Genomic DNA, 17,058 nt, shown 5'->3' with positions numbered 1-17,058 from the left:
GGGAACGCGATGCCCGCGTATGTGATTAGGAACACCGAATCTATTCCCGAATGGCTTCGGGCGTATGAAGGGAGCAATTAACTGATGAGTAATCTTTTTGAAAACATCCAAAGTGAATTTGCAGGCAAAAAAGCGCTTGTCACCGGCGGAACGAAGGGGATGGGGCAAGCCATTGCGGCAAGACTTAGGGGTACGGGCGCCACGGTGATGACCACGGCCCGCTCCATGCCGGCTGCGGCTTACGAAGCGCAGCTGTTCATGGCGGCGGATCTCAGCACGCCTGAAGGAGCCGATCGGGTGATCCGCGGCGTCAAGGAACAATTGGGCGGTTTGGATATCCTCGTCCACTGTGTAGGCGGTTCGAATACGCCGCCCGGCGGGGCGCTGGCGCTAAGCGATGCGGACTGGCTCCACGCGCTGAACTGGAACTTGTTGGGGGCGGTCCGTTTGGACCGGGGCCTGCTGCCGCTTATGCTGGAGAAAGGGAAAGGAGCCATCGTCCATATTTCCTCGATACAAAGACGGCTGCCTTTGTATGAAACGACTTTAGCCTACGCTGCGGCGAAGGCTGCGCTAACGAATTACAGTAAAGGCTTGTCGAAGGAGTTCGCCGCACGCGGCATCCGTATTAATACGGTGGCGCCGGGGTTCATCCAAACGGAAGCCGCGGATGCGCTGATCGGCCGGATCGCCACGGAAACGGGCAGCCGGGACAGCGCTTTGGAGCAGCTGATGCAGTCGCTTGGCGGCATTCCGCTAGGCCGTCCCGGCCTGCCGGAAGAGGTGGCCGAACTGGTCGCTTTTCTCGTTTCCGAGCGAGCGGGCTCGATTACCGGCCAAGAATACGTCATTGACGGAGGCACGCTCCCCACCATATAAGGCGAGTCCTTAAATATGGGGCGCGATTAACTGCCGGAATACGTCTGCAGGCGGCCGGTCTCTTTTGCGCTTGTCATCGGTCAGCACCACGATCGTTTCCAGACTCGGGATGACGTAAATAAAATTTCCGCCGTAGCCGCGAGCGTAAAAATAATCGAAGGCGGGGGATGAGGAGGAAGCGGTGAAGCGGCCGCCATCCCGCGCAGGATCCGAAGCGGAAGTCATGTTGTCCTCCCCCGGGCCTGCGGCCGGCAGCCAGGTATCCGTCCACCAATGCCAGGCATAACAGCCGCGGCGGGGGGCCTCGACGCCGATCGCCGGCTTGACGGACTGCGAGACCATCTCCGTCGAAATCAACGGCTTGTTTTCCCAGACTCCCCCTTGCAAATAAAGCTGCCCGAACTTCAGCATGTCGCCGGGGCGGAGCCACAGTCCGAAACCGCCGGTATGCACGCCTTGCGGATCCTGCTCCCATTTGTATGCTTCGATGCCAAGCGGACCGAACAGGTGCAGCTCGGCAAAGCGGGCGGCCGGCAGCCCTGCGGCTTGAACCAGAATAGCCGAGAGCAGCTGCGACGCGCCGGAATTGTATTCCATCCGGTCGCCGGGGCGGTCGGACATCGGCTGCTCAAGCACGAACCGCACCCAATCCGGGGACCGGGTCATGCGTGGAAACGAGTTATGCCCGCCAAACTCCGTCCAGTTGTACCCGGCCGACATCGTCAGGAGATGCCGCAGAGTGATTTGCTGCTTGCGGGGATCGTCATCCTTGTCCAAAAGCTGTGGGAAAAATTCACATATCGGCGTATCTGCCGGAGGCAACAGTCCCCGGTCAAAGGCGATGCAGATCAGCGCGGACAGGAAGCTTTTGGTGCAGGAGTTGATTTTGGCGATTTGCCTGGCCGTTTGCCGATCCCGGTAATGTTCGAACACCAGCCGGCCTTGCCGGCTGATTAAGCAGCTTCTTAAATTTATCGGCGCTATGGCCGAAGCGATAGATGACAAATTCATAGGTACCTTCCTTATGCCGATGCAGGTATGTATTCTAAATTTAGGGTGCAGTAAAAACCGTTTTTCATGCATAACGCGGCCAGCGCGGGGGATTTGCTATCAGGCATTACGGTATCACGCTATTTATAGCATCATGGCATTACGCATCACGGAACCATGCCATCAATGGCGCGGCGCCCACAACATCACCGACACGCCGACGAGGCAGATCGCGGCCCCTACCCAATCGTAGACATCGGGTGTTTTTTTATCCACCCACCAGCCCCAAAGCACAGCTAAAGCGACAAACACGCCTCCATACGCCGCATACACTCGCCCGAAGGAAGGAAAGTTCTGCAGCGTAGGAATGATCCCATACGCCACCAAAATAAGACTGCCGACAATGCCGTACCATAAAGGCCTAGATTCACGCAGCCATAACCAGACCAAATACCCTCCGCCAATTTCCGCTAACCCTGCGACCACAAATAGTATAATCGAAAATATCACCGTATGAGCATCCCCATTCCTTTTTTGACTTATTGTAACATGGCTTACGACTGCCCTGCCCTCAAAAACTAGGTGATTTCGGCCGAATCGTATATAATAGAGACAACACGTATATAAAATTTTAAGCATTTTTTGCTTTAAAAGGAGAGGATCCGCATGGAGAGAGTACAATCCGCCGAACAATTCGAACAACTGATTCAAAGAGACCAATTTACCGTTATTAAATTCGATACGACGTGGTGCCCGGATTGCAAAAACCTGGACCGTTTTATCGGTGATATTATCGCGGAGCATCCGGACAAAGAGTTTTACGCCATGGATGCGGAAGAGTTCCAGCCGATTGCCGAAGCGAATCAAGTTCGGGGCATCCCGAGCCTGCTCGTTTACAAAAACGGGGAAAAGCTCGCCCATCTGCACAGCAAATTCGCCAAAACCCCGGGGCAAATCAAAGAGTATTTGGAAAGCTTGTAAAGCCTGGCGGGCCAAGCATAGGTTAGAGTTGCACCGGGGAAAGGAGATGGGAACATGATTTTTGAGCGCGTAGTCTTTGAGATCAATCCGTCAAAACTCCGGGAGACACAAGCGTTTTATGCCGACCGGTTCGGTTTTGAGCTTGCGGAGCAGGGGGAGAACCGGTTTACGATCCAGGCTGGGGCGACTTTGGTGACCTTTAAAGCGGCGGCTGCGGGAGAGAGGCCGTTTTATCATTTCGCTATGAATGTACCGGAGAATAAATTTACCGAAGTGAAAATGTGGGCGGCTTCCAAAGTACCTTTGATTGAGGAGGAGGGCGATGACGAGGTGTTTTTCACCTCCTGGAACGCCCATTCGATTTATTTTGAGGATCCGGCCGGCAATATCATGGAGCTTATCGCCAGGCATAATTTGGCGAGTGGTATTGATCATGCGTTTACGGCTCGTGACGTGATGAGCGTTAGCGAGATTGGCATCGTGGCCGAGAAAACCCTGCCACTGGTAAGTGAGCTGAATGCGGCCGGACTGCCCAACTGGCGGGAGGCTTCCGCAGAATTCACTCCGGTTGGCGATGAGCAGGGGCTTTTGATCGTCGTCCGGGATCAGCGGGAATGGTTTTTTTCCAACGGTATAAAGGCGCGGTTTTATCCCGTGGAGGTCACGGTGGCCGGGGTGGGCCGGTTCAGTTTTTCCAGCATCGACCGGTTTGAGACAGGAAGTTCGCATTAACGCAGATCGTCGTTTTTCTTAAGTCGACTTTCTTAAGTCGAAGGCGTTATCAACTGCAAAAGTGCATTCTATTTTCCGTAAATCAACACGTTGAGGCGCTTGAAATGCAAAAGTACATCTCATTTAGGGCTACCCGATAAAAAAGTAGCTTTTGACCCGAAATGAACTGCACTTTTACCCCTGAACCACCTGTTTCGAGGAGTTTCGACGAAAACCGCCTGCACTTTTGCATTTCGTGGGATTTTCCAGGTTCCCGCCTCTTCTTTCTTCTTAGATTCGAGTCTGCGGGCTGCAAGGCCAATTGATTCCAAACGAATAGAGATACTGACCTGCAGGGTCATATGTAAAAAAACAGGGGAGTCCATTACCGTTAGGGACTCTCCTGTTTTTTGCGTTCGCATCATCAGTGAAAACCAATAGTTCTTTATACCTATTTTGTGAACTTTTACATATTTCTATTAATATCGTTATACCGTGAGACGATAAAACAATTGTATATTTATTCAAATTCCATAATATGGGGTGCAACCAAATATTTTGGAGATGCGAGAGGAGGCCGCAAAAAAAGGACAAGTAGCGGAGATCTGATTGGTTCCATCAGCATCTGCTCCATAGACCAATTATTGAAGGAGAGAGGACATGAAGATATTTTTCCTGAGCAAGCGGAAGGCTCGCAGGATCTGGATTCATTTTGCGTTGGCCGTCATGTTGCTGATTAGCAGCGTTCCGATGTTTTCCATGCCGGCTGCTTTTGCGCAAGAGCAAGATGATTTGCTTTCTCTAAACAGACCGGTCTATAGTTCGTCGTCGCTGGGCGGCAATACGCCGGATATGGCGGTCGACGGCAACGAAAATACCCGTTGGGAGAGCGTATGGCAAAAGGACCCGCAATGGATTTACGTCGATTTGGGCAAGAGTGCATCCATCTCGAAGATTTCCGTAAAATGGGAAAACGCATATGCCACGTCGTTTGAGCTTCAGGTATCGGATGACGAAATTCACTGGAAGCCGGTCTATTCCACGACCAAAGGCGAAGGCGGGGTGACCGAAGCGGATAAACTGGCCGAGCAGGGCCGGTATGTTCGCGTCTACAGCACGGACCGTGCGCAAAAGGCTTACGGCATATCGATTTGGGAATTCAGCGTGTACGGCACCGGAGGCGTCAACCTGCCGCCTAAACCGGAGGCCGTCAACCTGGCGCTGGGCAAATCGGTCACGGCGTCTTCGCTGGAGATCGACGAGCCTAGCAGATCACCCGAAGACAAAGCCAAGATGGAAGAACGGAATTATTTGGCCAAGAACGCCACCGACGGCAACGGCGATACTCGCTGGTCGTCCATCTACGCCGACAACGAATGGATTTATGTGGACCTGGGGCAATCCAGCGAAATCGGCAGCGTGTCGTTCAAATGGGAAGCCGCCTTCGGCAGAGCTTACGACATCCAAGTGTCGGATGACGCCCAAAACTGGACCACCGTGTACCGGCAACTGATCGGATCGGGCGGAACGGAGACGATTCCCGTCTACGCGAAGGCCCGTTACGTCAAAATGGCCGGGCTCGGACGCGGCTCCACGAACGGATACTCGATGTACGAGTTCGGCGTGTACGCTTACCGCGAAGGCGATCCGAAAACAACCTACGATATTCCGGACATTCCGGCGGTTTCTTCGGTTCAGGTCGGAGCGGGCAGCTACGAAATCAACGATGTGACGATGCTGGCGCCGAAAAATCCGAAATACCGCACCGCGGACGTCAAGGCCCCGATTCCATCCAACGACTGGTGGCAATCGATCCTGGTCGAAAACCTGGGGGGCGGCAACAGCCTGATCACGCTCCCGCTGAAAAACCGCTATACCAAGCAGGGGCTGAACATTTTGAACCCTGGGGCCGGTTATGCTTCGGCGGACGGCGGCTCGATCGACGCCGACGGCGATCCGGATTTGATTCTGTCTCTGGCCAACATCAATCCGGCCGATGTGGTCACGAAAATTTCCGGCTACGGGGATTTTTCCGCGAGCGTCGTGATGAGCGATGACGAGACGGCCAAGATGACCACGACGTTTGTGAAGGGGTCGCCGTTCCTGTACAACACCTACGAGAACCCGGACGCCGTCATTCTCCAATCACCGGTCATCACCCGGCTATATGACGACAATGGTCAGCCAATCCTGCTGAATGACGGGGATGTGCTGACGGCCGACCATATCGGCATCGAAGTGACCAATAAGGACAGAGCGCCTGTGCCGCAAACCTTTGTGCGCAACTACGGTGTGTTTGCTCCTGAGGGAACGACGTTTATGAAGCTTGGAAGCACGATCAAAATCAAGCTCGGACAAGGTGAAAACTACCTATCTTTGGCGGCGCTGCCTACTGCAGACGATCTGGGCGATTACTATCGTCATGCGTATGCCTTCGTCACGGATACGAGGGTAGAATACGAATATAATGAGGCGGAATCGCTCGTAACCACCCGCTTTGAAGCGATCACCGAGCTGAAACGGCCGGGATTTTCCGCGGAAACGTTGATGGCGCTGCTGCCGCATCAATGGAAGATCGCCGTGACGTCGCTGACCGATCTGACGTATCCTTCGATCCGCGGTGTGCTGAAAGTCAGCGAAGGCAATATGTTTACGACGCAGGACCGGTTTTACGGCATCATTCCGCAGTTTGTGGAGCCTAACGATCCGACATACTCCCGCGCGCAATTAACCGCCTATCTCGATCAACTGGACGCGGATGTGGCGAACGGAGCGATGGGCGATGATCCTTATTGGCAGGGGAAAAAGCTGCACCCGCTCGCTCTGGCGGTTTTGATCAGCGATCAGCTGGGCGATACTGAACGTAAAGATCATTATCTGGCGTTGCTGCGGACGATTTTGACGGACTGGTACACGTATTCGCCGGATGAGAAGGTGCATTCGACCTATTTCCATTATGACGACACATGGGGGGCCGTGTTCCCGTATGCCAGCGGATTCGGCGTGAATACCGGATTAACCGACCATCATTTTACGTACGGGTATTATATTTTTGCCTCTGCTGTTCTTGCCACGTATGACGGGGAATTTTTGCGGGATTATGGGGATATGGTGGAGCTTTTGATCCGCGATTACGCCAATCCGTCGAGAACGGATGAGTTATTCCCCTGGTTCCGCAACTTCGATCCTTATGAGGGCCACTCCTGGGCCGGCGGCTATGCGGACAACCGGAGCGGCAACAACCAGGAAGCGGCCGGGGAAGCGCTGTTCAGCTGGGTCGGCGAATACATGTGGGGCCTGGTGACCGGCAACGACGCTTACCGCGATGCGGGCATCTGGGGCTTTACGACCGAGGAAAAAGCCGCCGAGCAGTATTGGTTCAACTATGACCATGACAATTGGGTGGAAGGATACAAGCACGCAACGGTCGGGCATGTCTACGGCAGCGCCTATTTGTACGGTACTTATTTCTCCGGCGATCCGGAGCATATTTACGGCATCCACTGGCTTCCGCCGGCGGAATGGATGACTTATTACGGCCGCGATCCGCAGAAAACGGCGGATTTGTACGCCGGTCTGATCGAGGACCTCGGCGGCACGCCGGAGCGTACCTGGGAGCATATCATCTGGCCGTTCCAATCGATCAGCGATCCGGAAGGGACACTGGCCAAGTGGGATACCAGCAATATGCAGCAAAACGAAGTGTTTAACGCCTACTGGTTTATTCATAGCATGGTGACGACGGGCACAAGAACGATGGACATTTGGGCAGACGATCCGGCGGTAACGGTCTATGAAAAAGAAGGCGTCTACACCGCGCAGATTTGGAATCCGGGGGACGCGGCCAAAACCGTTCATTTCTTCAATGAAGACGGTGCATTGGGTTCCGCCAGGGTATACCCCAAAGCGCTCGTTGCCGTCAATCCGCTGGAGGACACGGTGGTGGAAGGTCCGGACCCCGCGAAGGGCGTTCAATATCTGGATCGCACAGACTGGGTGATTACGGCATCCTCCAGTTCCGAACCGGCCGAGCGTATGATCGACGGCGACCTGTCGACCCGCTGGTCTTCGGGGCAAGCCCAAGCGGCCGGCGACTGGCTGCAACTCGATTTGGGCGCTGAGCAGGTTTTTGATACACTGTTCATGAATTCCGGCACGAACTGGGGAGACTATGCACACGGGTACGAAGTATTCGTATCGGCCGACGGCGAGAATTGGGACGAGGCGTCAGCCGGCGGCAAAGGAAATTCGCCAAGCCTGGCGGTCTCGCTGCCTGAACAGAAGGCCAGATACGTGAAAATCGTCTTGACGGCGCCGGCGGACAGCTGGTGGTCGATCTCCGAGTTAAAGCTGGCCCTCTTCGGTTCGCAGACGGCTAAAAAGCCTCAGCCGGATTTGGGTGCGCTGGACGACCGTTCGGGTTGGGTCGTTACGGCATCCTCCACCTTTGGCGAAGACGTAACGGCCAACATGTTGGACGGAGATTCCGGAACGCTTTGGACGAATGGCCGCGAGCAATCGAACGGCCAATGGCTGAAAGTCGATTTGGGCGCGGAGCACAGCTTTGATACGATCGTGCTCGATCCGGGTAATTCGGCGGACGATTATCCTCGCGAATACAGGGTATATGTTTCCGGCGACGGCGAAAATTGGGGCAGCGCCGTTGCGGGCGGTGCTGGCGAACTGGGGACGCTGTCGATCACGTTCCCTGTACAAACCGCCCGTTACATTAAAATCGTGCAAATCGGCGATGCTACGAAATGGTGGTCGGTAGCGGAGCTGTACGTGCACAATTACGGCAACGGCAAGCAGAAGCGGCTTGCTGCGGACGGTTGGAGCGTAACGGCTTCATCCGGCGAAAACGCGGAGGCCATGCTGGACGGCCTTAAAGACACCCGTTGGACCTCAGGCCGTGAACAGGCGGGCGGCGAATGGGTCCTGCTTGATCTGGGAACGGCGCAGCCGGTCGACCAAATCGTACTGGACAGCGCTCATAGCCGGGATGATTTCGCCCGCGGTTATGAGGTGTACACATCCGTCGACGGACAAAACTGGGGCGCTCCAGCCGCTGCCGGCGAAGGCAAGGGGACGGTGGTCACCGCCACCTTCCCGCTGCAAACCGCGCGGTATATCAAGGTGGTTCAGACCGGAACGGATTCGCATTGGTGGTCCGTTGCGGAATGGAGCGTATTTACGGCGGACGACGAGCCATGGGCGCCGGAGGAAGGCGCCGTCCCCGAAGCGCTGGACCGTTCGGGCTGGACCGTCACGTCGTCAACGTACGGAGACGCCATGGCGATGGTGGACGGAGACAAGAGCAGCCGCTGGACTTCCTCCGCGGGGCAATCGGCGGGCCAATGGATTCAGCTCGATTTGGGAAGTGTGCAAAACTTCAGCCTAATCAGCATGAATTCCGGCGGCAGCAAAAATGACTACGCCCGCGGCTTCCGGCTGCTCGTATCCAAAGACGGGGAGAACTGGGATCTGGTTCTGGATAACGAATCGCACTCGCCGCTGATTCTGGAAAGCTTCCCGGTGCAATCGGCCCGGTTTGTGACCATCGAGCTGACGCAAAATACGCCGGAGTGGTGGTGGTCCATCGCCGAGCTTAACCTGTACCGTTAAATATCATGAAAGAAACTCCCGCCTCTATGAACCGCTTATGGGGCGGGAGTTTTATTACGAAGCGGCAATTCAAGGAGGAGCCATGAATCTGAAAAACGTTTTTCCCTATATCCATTACTGCAACAGCCGGTCCCCGAACGATCTGCGGAAGCTGCGAACCCTGATCACCCGGACACTCCAGCATCACGAACTGCTTCTGGTGACCGGAGGAAAAGGCCGTTTTATCGTGGACAACAGAAGTCACACGGTGCAGGAAGGCACGCTGTGCTACATCCGTCCCGATGTTTTACATACGATTGAGGTCGACGCCCGTGAACCGATAAGCTGCTTGACGGTGCATTTCAGTTATGCGAACGTTCGCTTCGATGACGGCGCCTGGTCGGTTGGGAACGAAGCCCATCCGCTGCCGCTGCAGGATGCGCAGATGCTCAAAAACGGCTATCAAATCACGGATACCTTCAAAAAGCTGGTGGATAGCTGGGATTCGAAGCGGCCGGGGTATGAGCTTATTTCCAAAGCGTATCTTCTCCAACTGCTGTTCGAAATTTCTCAGTTTCGGCAGAAGCAACATGAAAATCATGCGGTCAGCCTGAAAATTGAAAAAGTGATCGAATACATGCATCTGCATATCGGGCAGCGGGTGACTTTGGCGGAATTGGCCGAGCTGGTTCATCTGTCGACATATTACCTTTCGCGGGCGTTCAAGAACATGACGGGGTATTCCGTCATCGAATATTTCAACAAAATCAAAGTGGATAAAGCCAAGGAGCTGCTTGCCGAGGGGGACAAAAAAGTGAAGGAAGTCGCCCGGGAGCTCGGATTTACGGATGAATTCTACTTCAGCCGGATTTTTAAGCGGACAGAGGGGATCAGCCCATCGGAATATCACGGCAAAATCGTCCATGGTTTATAAGATTGTGCATGGAAAAAGGTGAATTCTTTGGTTAAGATATTCCTGCAAGATTTTTCATTGTGCGTGCATGGAATATCAGGTTTCTAGTGGAAAGAAGGCTTTACTTTATGCCGATTTGGAAAAGAAATTTGCTTGTTTGCTGGTTCGGCATGTTCGTGACGGGGATTGGCTTGAGCCAGCTCGCACCGATTTTGCCACTGTACATCAAGCAGCTTGGCGTTAGCAACGCCGGGGAGATCGCGCGATTCTCCGGACTCGCTTTCGGGATTACGTTTATCGTGTCGGCGATTTTTTCGCCGATCTGGGGGCTGGCCGCCGACAAATACGGACGCAAGCCGATGCTGCTGCGGGCCAGCCTAGGCATGGCGATCGTGATCGGTTGTATGGGATTTGCACCGAATGTGTACGTGCTGATCGGACTTCGCCTGCTGCAGGGGGTGATTACGGGCTACAGCACCGCCTGTACGACGCTGATCGCCACCCAGACGGATAAGGAGCATGCGGGGTTTGCCTTGGGCACGCTGTCCACGGCCAATATTGCCGGGTCTTTGCTGGGACCGACGATAGGCGGATTTATCGGGGAAAACTTCGGGATGCAAAACGACTTTTTTCTCATCGGCATGCTGATGCTGATCGCCTTTTTGTTGACGCTTTTTTTCGTCAAAGAGGATTTTGTCCGAACGGAGAATAAAGTCCAGGGGATGAAGGAAATTTGGAGCGGGATTCCCGAAAAAAGCCTGACGCTGACCTTGTTCGTCACTTTTTTCATCCTGAGCGTGGCTTTGTATTCGGTTGAGCCGATCATCACGGTGTACGTCGAACAGATTGCTCAAGGCTCCAGCCACGTTGCGCTGATAGCTGGCATCGCTTTTTCCGCTTCGGGTCTGGCCAATATTCTGACCGCACCGAGGCTCGGCAAGCTATCCGACCGGGTGGGGGCGCACAAAGTGATCTTGGCAGCGCTGATTGCGGCCGGTATCCTGTTCATCCCCCAAGCCTTCGTCACGAACCCCTGGCAGCTGACGGGGCTGCGGTTTTTGCTGGGGATCGCGGCGGCAGGGCTGGGCCCGTCGGTCAATACGCTGATCAAGAAAATCACGCCGGATGCCCTGACGGGCCGGGTGTTCGGGTTCAGCATGGCGGCCGGATACCTAGGCGTGTTCGCCGGTTCGGTGTTGGGCGGACAGATCGCGGCTTGGCTGGGCGCCGAATACGTATTCATCACGACGAGCGTCTTGCTATTAATCAATGCGGTTTGGGTATATTTTAAAGTGTACCGGACCATGAACCGGCCCGAAATGACGGGTCTTCCGAAATAAGCAAAAGATAGGAGTGTGGAAATAAGATATGGCGGATGCAAAAGTGACGGAAATTCATGTTGAGAAAACGGCGCTGGTGGTGATCGACCTGCAGGAGGGCATTGCCCACTCCGGGCGCCAAAGCGCCCCTTTTACGAGCGGGCAGGTGATTCAAAACGCAGGCAAGCTGGCGCATGCCTTTGCGGAAAAAGGCGGTTTTGTCGTACTGGTCAGGCTGTCGTTCACGGACGGGAAAGATGCGTTGAAGCCGCAGACGGATATGAGCCCGAGCCCGGTGCAGTATCCCGAGGGCTGGGATCGCCTCGTGCCCGAACTGGCCGGCGTGAAAAATGCGCACCTTGTGACCAAACGGCAGTGGGGCGCGTTTTACGGCACGGACCTTGATCTGCAGCTGCGCCGCCGGGGCATCGATACGATCGTGCTGTGCGGCATCTCCACTTCGATCGGCGTGGACACCACGGCCAGAGAGGCGTTCCAGCACGGCTATCAGCAAATCTTCGCCGAAGACGCCATGACAGCATCGACACAGGAAGAACATGATTATGTCTGCAAGTACATTTTCCCGCGGCTCGGCAAGGTGCGGACGAGTGAAGAGATCGTTGGAGGGATGAAATAACGCGAACATAAAACAGCTTCTAAAAGCAGACCGTAGGTTTGATGGTGCGGTTTGCTTTTCATTTTTTTCGCAGTGATTAGTTGGGCCCCCCGCTTTAAAAATAGCGGCATTTTATGATCTTATTGTCTGGAGCCGGGCATGTACTTCCCCTTTAGCGGCACTTTTTGTCCTTATTTTCCTATGAATGGTCCGGAACGCAGGCATTTCCTTGTGATTCGAGAAAATAACGACATCATATTCCTCTATTTCGCTCAAAACGGGGGATATGGCCGAAATAGCGACATTTTTTGTCTTTATGTTAAGCTTGTATGCTGCACACGTCTCTTTAAGTGCCGAATCTCGCTCACAATGCTGAGATGAGTTGTGGCCTCAAGAATCGGGGCTAAAGTCTGTCTTACTGGTGTAAGACAATCATCGTTCAAAAGTGAAATAAGCCGGCCATTTAACATGTCCGGCTGCTTTAATCCCCTCGTTACACAAGCACTGCTGTTCCGCTAACGGAAACCATAAGCATCCCTTCGCGGACGACTTCATAATCGATGTCTATCCCAATAATGCCCGTTGCTCCAAGACGCGAAGCCTGCTGTCTCATTTCTTCGAGCGCGGTCTCTCTCGCTTCCTGCAGCTTGCCTTCGTAAGCGCCCGAGCGACCTCCGACAACGTCAGTAATCGAGGCGAGAAAGTCTCTGAACACATTGGCGCCCATGATTACTTCGCCGGTTACGATACCTAGATACTGTCTTACAGGATAACCTTCAATCGTTGATGTTGTGGTCATAATCATACCGTTCATCCTCCTTAAAGAACCTTTGCCAGTTTGTTACGCTGCATGATCGATTCGGTTTCAAAGTAAACCCTAACAGATAATTAGCATAAACCTTTATTCATTGTATAATGCAGATTAAGCTTATTCAAATCTATATAAGTTGAACTATTAATTGTATGGATCAGGGCAGCCTCGATATCTATATAGTTTGGGTGGTAAAATAGAGCAAATAGTAAATAAAAGGAGTTCAAAATATGCTAAAAAAGTTCAATAAGAAATATTGGATTCTTCTTCCTCCTTTTTTTGTAGTTGGAATACTCCTTGTAATTTATTTACCTCAACAATTTAAGCCCCTAGCATTAGTCGTTCCTCTCTTATTTTGGGCTGCATATTATACTTGGACCTATATAGAGAAGAATAACAAAGTAAAAAAAGTTCAGTAAGCAAAAATTGAAAACCTTATTGGTAACAGGGGGAGTCTCATAAGAGTCATTGAAAATGGCTCAGGGATTGCCCTTTTTCTATAAATTAGCTACTTTTGGGACTGCACCCGTAGAATCAAAATATGACTGGTCCGAAAAAATTCTTCAAATCATGCTACAAAACATAAAAAGGATTCGTCTTTCTAATAGCTGCAGCTGAAAGGAGGCAAATACGAAATGAGTATTCCGGAATCCTCAGCATTCCGCAACATATTTTATGAGCATTATTCAACCGTACACAGAAAACTGAACGCCCTGGTGCGTGATGAAGCCGCAGCCGACGATTTGGCGCAGGAAGTATTCCTCAGGCTGTACAGAAACCCGCCGGACAACCCGGAAGCCTTGGGGGCATGGTTGCACCGGGTACTGACAAGAATCGGATACGATTACCTGGAGAAAAAAGCAAGAGAGAGAAAGCTGCAAAACAAGCAGGAAATGATGTATGAGAGGGAGGCCGCTCCTGAGTCCGGAGAAGAGGCGCTTATGCGCCAAATGGATCAGGAAGAAGTCCGGGCCTGGCTGGACAGCCTTCCCGAACGGGACCGCCAGGCGCTGCTTCTCCGCTATTCGGGTTACAGCTACGCGGAGATCGCACAGGAGCTTAATGTCAGGCAGCCGCTGATCGGCAGTCTGCTGCAAAGAGCGACACGCAAGCTGCAGGCCACAGCCACCAAGGCCATAGCCCGGCAGGATTAATAATCGGAAAGGATTGAAAAAATATGATGAGCAATCCGCATAACTCTGGTGAGGATAAAAGAACACGCGAAGCTTGGGAAAGACTGCAAGAGAAACTGGCAGCGGAGCCGATAAACGACAAATGGGAGACATGGGGCTCGGAGAGTGAGCAGAACGATTTGAAGCTTGTCGATTCTCTTACGGCGCCAGCGGTTTCAGCCGTAGCTTCCAATGAGGCATCTCAATTGACAACTGAAGCTCCGGCTCCGGCAAAAACCTCCCGCCGCCGGGCAAGCAGTGCCCGCAAGTGGGTAGCGGCCGCAGCGGCAGCCGTCATCTTCGGCGCCGTTCTTGCCACCCCTATGGGAAATAACGCGCTTGCGGCGATTTTGAACCAGTTCCGGGTGCAGGAGATTGCAACGGTTGACAGCGATACGCTTGAAAGCCTGTTTTATCAGTTGACTCCAGGCGAAACGTTCAGCAAGGACAATACATTCGGGCAGTTTACAACCAAGGGAGGAACCGTTCAAGGGGAATTTACCCGCGAACAGGCGGCTTCCCGGCTGGGGTATCAGCTTCTGTCCCCTGATCTTACAGGCGGTGAAGAGAAGGTATACATTAGCCCTTCGAACGAAATCGCAATGAAGATGAATGTCAAAGAGTTGAATCAGGCCATGCAGCGTGTGGGCGCAACGAAGCTGCTGCCGGAATCGATTGACGGAAAAGCGATCACCTTAACCCTTCATGAACGCGTAAATTACGATTTGAATACAGACCAGGGGCATTGGGCATCCCTGGCACAGATGCAGGCGCCGGAAATTACGGTGGATCCGACTGTTGATGTGGAAGAAGCTCTCGAGGCTGTGCTGCAGCTGCCGATTTTGCCTGCCAATCTGAAAGACCAGTTGCAGCAGACCCGCATCCTTTCAGGATCGATTCCAATGCCGTATATCGTTGATAAAAACGCCAAAACCGATGATCTCACGATTGGCGGCACCAAGGTGCTTGTTGAAGAACGCGAGTACAGCAGCTTGACAGACCGTACGGCTATCTGGATTAAAGACGGACAGTTGTTCTGCTTTCAAGGAGGGTCTGCCTACGCAACGGAAGCTGATTTCATGAACAAATTGAAGGAGCTGGTTGGGGCATGACGGAGGCGGCCATCGACGCTAACGGGTTGACCAAGGAATACAGCAACGGACGCGGCTGCCGCAATGTCACCATCACCGTAGGAAAAGGGGAAGCCTTTGGCTTCCTCGGTCCTAACGGTGCCGGCAAAAGCACGTTCGTGAAAATGCTGGTCGGACTGATCCATCCAACGGCCGGCGAGGCGAGCATCATGGGTGCGCCCATTGGTACAATTGAGGCGAATCGGCAGATCGGATATTTGCCTGAGCTGTACCGGTATCAGGAATGGCTGACCGGCGATGAGGTCGTCCGGTTGCACGCGCGGCTATGCGGCTTGGACAAGCAGGAGGCGAACCGGAGAATCCCTGAGCTACTGCACAGGGTGGGTGTGGGCAAACGGGGGAAGGACCGGGTTAAGCACTATTCCAAAGGCATGCAGCAGCGGCTTGGACTGGCTTGCGCTCTCGTAAACGATCCGGCGGTAGTTTTCCTGGACGAGCCGTCGTCCGCCATGGATCCTGTCGGCAGAATGCATGTCCGGGCGATCCTCGAAGAATTAAAGCAGCAGGGGAAAACGATATTCTTGAACTCCCATCTGCTGGAGGATGTGGAAGTGCTATGCGACCGCATGGCGCTCTTGAATAACGGGCAGGTGCTCCGTCATGGACGGGTAGCCGAAGTACTTCAGAAGCGAGTCTGCTGGCGTTTTAAAGTCGGCGGATTTTCGCCTTTTTTGCTGTCCTGGCTTCAAGAGACGACAGGCTTCAGCTTTCGGATAGCTGCCGATGAAAAAGGCGAAGCCGGTATGACTGGCGCAGGAAGTGCGGATGATACCGTGTGGCTTGAAGCGGAGATGGAGAGCGAAGAACAGGCAGGTTGGATTAATACGCTGCTGATCGGTCAAGGAATGACGCTGTATGAAGTTGCCAAAGTCCGTGAACGTTTAGAGGAGTGGTTCATGGAAGCTGTTGCCGGGCTCAATCATAGGGGGGAACAGGAATGAGAATAATTTGGGTTATGACCTGGAAGGAGCTGCTGCGTAAACGTGTCTTGCTGCTTACGCTTTTATTAACAGCCGTATTCCTGCTTGGCTTTTGGTTTATTGCCGGAGCCATCGGGGACAGGGGAACCATAAACACAAATAATAACGAAGGACTAATCCAGCAATATACGGTCGGGATGTTTATTTTGATGCTCGGTTTTTTCTTCGCCAGCTTTGTGCTCGCTTTTTTGGCTATATTCAGTTCGTTTTCCGCGATTGCCGGCGAGGCAGAGCAGGGGGTGATGCAGGCGATGCTGCCGCGGCCGCTTCCGAGGTGGAAATGGTATACGGGACGCTGGCTCGGTTACGTTTCTCTGGGCGTACTTTATGCCTTGATTTTATATAGCCTGATTTTGTGGATTACCGATATCCATGCCGCAATTCCACGTGACCCGGTTGTACTGGTTCAGGCATTCCTGCTCTATGCCTCGGTTATTCCTTTGCTCGTTACCGTGTCCATGTTCGGTTCCGGCTACTTGTCCTCCGTTGCGAACGGTGTGGTGATGACGATGCTCTATGGGGCAGGTTGGCTTGGCGGCATGATCAGTAAAATTGCCGGTTCGCTCCATCTGGAGCTGCAGCCATTGCAAACCTTGAACAATGTGGCAGGTGTTCTGCAGCTGATTATGCCGGCCGACGCGCTGCAGCGGAAAATGCAGGCGGTGCTGTTCAGCTTCGAGGATATCAGCGGACTTATACCGGTGGGCGATACTGGACCGTTCGGTATCGGCGAAATTCCCTCGACAGCCTTTTTGGTCTACTCGTTACTTTACACTGTTTTGCTCTTTTGCCTTGGGCTACGCTGTTTTGTCCGCAAGGATTTATAACTCAACTTTCGGTGCGGCCAGCGACTTTATGAATCAGCTCCGGGAATTGTGCTGAACGCCGTACGAGCTTTGGCAGATGTTCGCTTTTAATGGGAAGACAATGG

General features: G+C 53.3%; 14 protein-coding genes. 11 read left to right on the top strand and 3 right to left on the bottom strand.

All coding sequences use genetic code 11. From position 1 onward, the window contains the following. Positions 1–84 precede the first annotated feature (84 nt). Positions 85–879, top strand: coding sequence for an SDR family oxidoreductase (locus ACLD72_RS21765; RefSeq protein WP_411002010.1), 795 nt, complete (start codon positions 85–87; stop codon positions 877–879). 9 nt (positions 880–888) lie between these two features. Here the strand turns inward: ACLD72_RS21765 and ACLD72_RS21760 are convergent, their stop codons facing one another. Beyond that, positions 889–1,890, bottom strand: a complete 1,002-nt coding sequence (locus tag ACLD72_RS21760) for a serine hydrolase domain-containing protein (RefSeq protein ID WP_411002009.1) — start codon at positions 1,888–1,890, stop codon at positions 889–891. 162 nt (positions 1,891–2,052) lie between these two features. Next, positions 2,053–2,379 (bottom strand): YnfA family protein, encoded by a 327-nt coding sequence (locus tag ACLD72_RS21755; RefSeq protein WP_411002008.1) that lies wholly within the window; start codon positions 2,377–2,379, stop codon positions 2,053–2,055. A 156-nt stretch (positions 2,380–2,535) separates the two neighbouring features. On the opposite strand from ACLD72_RS21755, the gene ACLD72_RS21750 reads away from it, so the two are divergent. The 6 genes from ACLD72_RS21750 (at position 2,536) to ACLD72_RS21725 (ending at position 12,034) form a co-directional block, all read left to right on the top strand. Next, positions 2,536–2,850 (top strand): thioredoxin family protein, encoded by a 315-nt coding sequence (locus tag ACLD72_RS21750; RefSeq protein WP_411002007.1) that lies wholly within the window; start codon positions 2,536–2,538, stop codon positions 2,848–2,850. 54 nt (positions 2,851–2,904) lie between these two features. Next, positions 2,905–3,582 carry a VOC family protein gene (locus ACLD72_RS21745; RefSeq protein ID WP_411002006.1) on the top strand — a complete coding sequence of 226 codons (678 nt, stop codon included), beginning with the start codon at positions 2,905–2,907 and terminating at the stop codon, positions 3,580–3,582. A gap of 639 nt (positions 3,583–4,221) precedes the next feature. Beyond that, positions 4,222–9,186 (top strand): discoidin domain-containing protein, encoded by a 4,965-nt coding sequence (locus ACLD72_RS21740; RefSeq protein ID WP_411002005.1) that lies wholly within the window; start codon positions 4,222–4,224, stop codon positions 9,184–9,186. 82 nt (positions 9,187–9,268) lie between these two features. After that, the gene (locus ACLD72_RS21735) at positions 9,269–10,099 is read left to right on the top strand and encodes an AraC family transcriptional regulator (RefSeq protein ID WP_411002004.1); all 831 of its coding nucleotides are present in this window, start codon (positions 9,269–9,271) and stop codon (positions 10,097–10,099) included. Between the two features lie 107 nt (positions 10,100–10,206). Beyond that, positions 10,207–11,418, top strand: coding sequence for a multidrug efflux MFS transporter (locus ACLD72_RS21730; RefSeq protein WP_411002003.1), 1,212 nt, complete (start codon positions 10,207–10,209; stop codon positions 11,416–11,418). A gap of 28 nt (positions 11,419–11,446) precedes the next feature. After that, positions 11,447–12,034, top strand: a complete 588-nt coding sequence (locus ACLD72_RS21725; protein WP_411002002.1) for a hydrolase — start codon at positions 11,447–11,449, stop codon at positions 12,032–12,034. Between the two features lie 472 nt (positions 12,035–12,506). On the opposite strand, the gene ACLD72_RS21720 is transcribed toward ACLD72_RS21725, so the two are convergent. After that, positions 12,507–12,818, bottom strand: a complete 312-nt coding sequence (locus ACLD72_RS21720) for a YbjQ family protein (RefSeq protein WP_036623643.1) — start codon at positions 12,816–12,818, stop codon at positions 12,507–12,509. Between the two features lie 641 nt (positions 12,819–13,459). Here ACLD72_RS21720 and ACLD72_RS21715 point away from each other — a divergent pair. From ACLD72_RS21715 to ACLD72_RS21700, 4 genes are read left to right on the top strand one after another with little or no spacing between them, the layout of a single operon-like run. Continuing rightward, the gene (locus ACLD72_RS21715; protein ID WP_411002000.1) at positions 13,460–13,978 is read left to right on the top strand and encodes a sigma-70 family RNA polymerase sigma factor; all 519 of its coding nucleotides are present in this window, start codon (positions 13,460–13,462) and stop codon (positions 13,976–13,978) included. Between the two features lie 23 nt (positions 13,979–14,001). Next, positions 14,002–15,108, top strand: a complete 1,107-nt coding sequence (locus ACLD72_RS21710; protein WP_411001999.1) for a hypothetical protein — start codon at positions 14,002–14,004, stop codon at positions 15,106–15,108. Beyond that, on the top strand, positions 15,105–16,088 hold the full coding sequence (locus ACLD72_RS21705) for an ABC transporter ATP-binding protein (protein ID WP_411001998.1): 984 nt from the start codon (positions 15,105–15,107) through the stop codon (positions 16,086–16,088). The genes ACLD72_RS21710 and ACLD72_RS21705 overlap by 4 nt, the downstream gene beginning before the upstream one ends. Next, the gene (locus ACLD72_RS21700) at positions 16,085–16,954 is read left to right on the top strand and encodes an ABC transporter permease subunit (protein ID WP_411001996.1); all 870 of its coding nucleotides are present in this window, start codon (positions 16,085–16,087) and stop codon (positions 16,952–16,954) included. Before ACLD72_RS21705 ends, ACLD72_RS21700 begins: the two co-directional genes overlap by 4 nt. The last annotated feature ends 104 nt before the right edge of the window (positions 16,955–17,058 follow it).

Source organism: Paenibacillus lacisediminis (assembly GCF_046567315.2).
The sequence above is the reverse complement of the archived record's forward strand: the minus strand, read 5'-3'. Positions and strand labels throughout refer to the sequence as shown.

Coding starts and splice junctions, on each gene's coding strand:
- ACLD72_RS21765 (WP_411002010.1), top strand. CDS start 85: ATGAGTAATCTTTTTGAAAACATCCAAAGTGAATTTGCAGGCAAAAAA.
- ACLD72_RS21760 (WP_411002009.1), bottom strand. CDS start 1,890: ATGAATTTGTCATCTATCGCTTCGGCCATAGCGCCGATAAATTTAAGA.
- ACLD72_RS21750 (WP_411002007.1), top strand. CDS start 2,536: ATGGAGAGAGTACAATCCGCCGAACAATTCGAACAACTGATTCAAAGA.
- ACLD72_RS21745 (WP_411002006.1), top strand. CDS start 2,905: ATGATTTTTGAGCGCGTAGTCTTTGAGATCAATCCGTCAAAACTCCGG.
- ACLD72_RS21740 (WP_411002005.1), top strand. CDS start 4,222: ATGAAGATATTTTTCCTGAGCAAGCGGAAGGCTCGCAGGATCTGGATT.
- ACLD72_RS21735 (WP_411002004.1), top strand. CDS start 9,269: ATGAATCTGAAAAACGTTTTTCCCTATATCCATTACTGCAACAGCCGG.
- ACLD72_RS21730 (WP_411002003.1), top strand. CDS start 10,207: ATGCCGATTTGGAAAAGAAATTTGCTTGTTTGCTGGTTCGGCATGTTC.
- ACLD72_RS21725 (WP_411002002.1), top strand. CDS start 11,447: ATGGCGGATGCAAAAGTGACGGAAATTCATGTTGAGAAAACGGCGCTG.
- ACLD72_RS21720 (WP_036623643.1), bottom strand. CDS start 12,818: ATGATTATGACCACAACATCAACGATTGAAGGTTATCCTGTAAGACAG.
- ACLD72_RS21715 (WP_411002000.1), top strand. CDS start 13,460: ATGAGTATTCCGGAATCCTCAGCATTCCGCAACATATTTTATGAGCAT.
- ACLD72_RS21710 (WP_411001999.1), top strand. CDS start 14,002: ATGATGAGCAATCCGCATAACTCTGGTGAGGATAAAAGAACACGCGAA.
- ACLD72_RS21705 (WP_411001998.1), top strand. CDS start 15,105: ATGACGGAGGCGGCCATCGACGCTAACGGGTTGACCAAGGAATACAGC.
- ACLD72_RS21700 (WP_411001996.1), top strand. CDS start 16,085: ATGAGAATAATTTGGGTTATGACCTGGAAGGAGCTGCTGCGTAAACGT.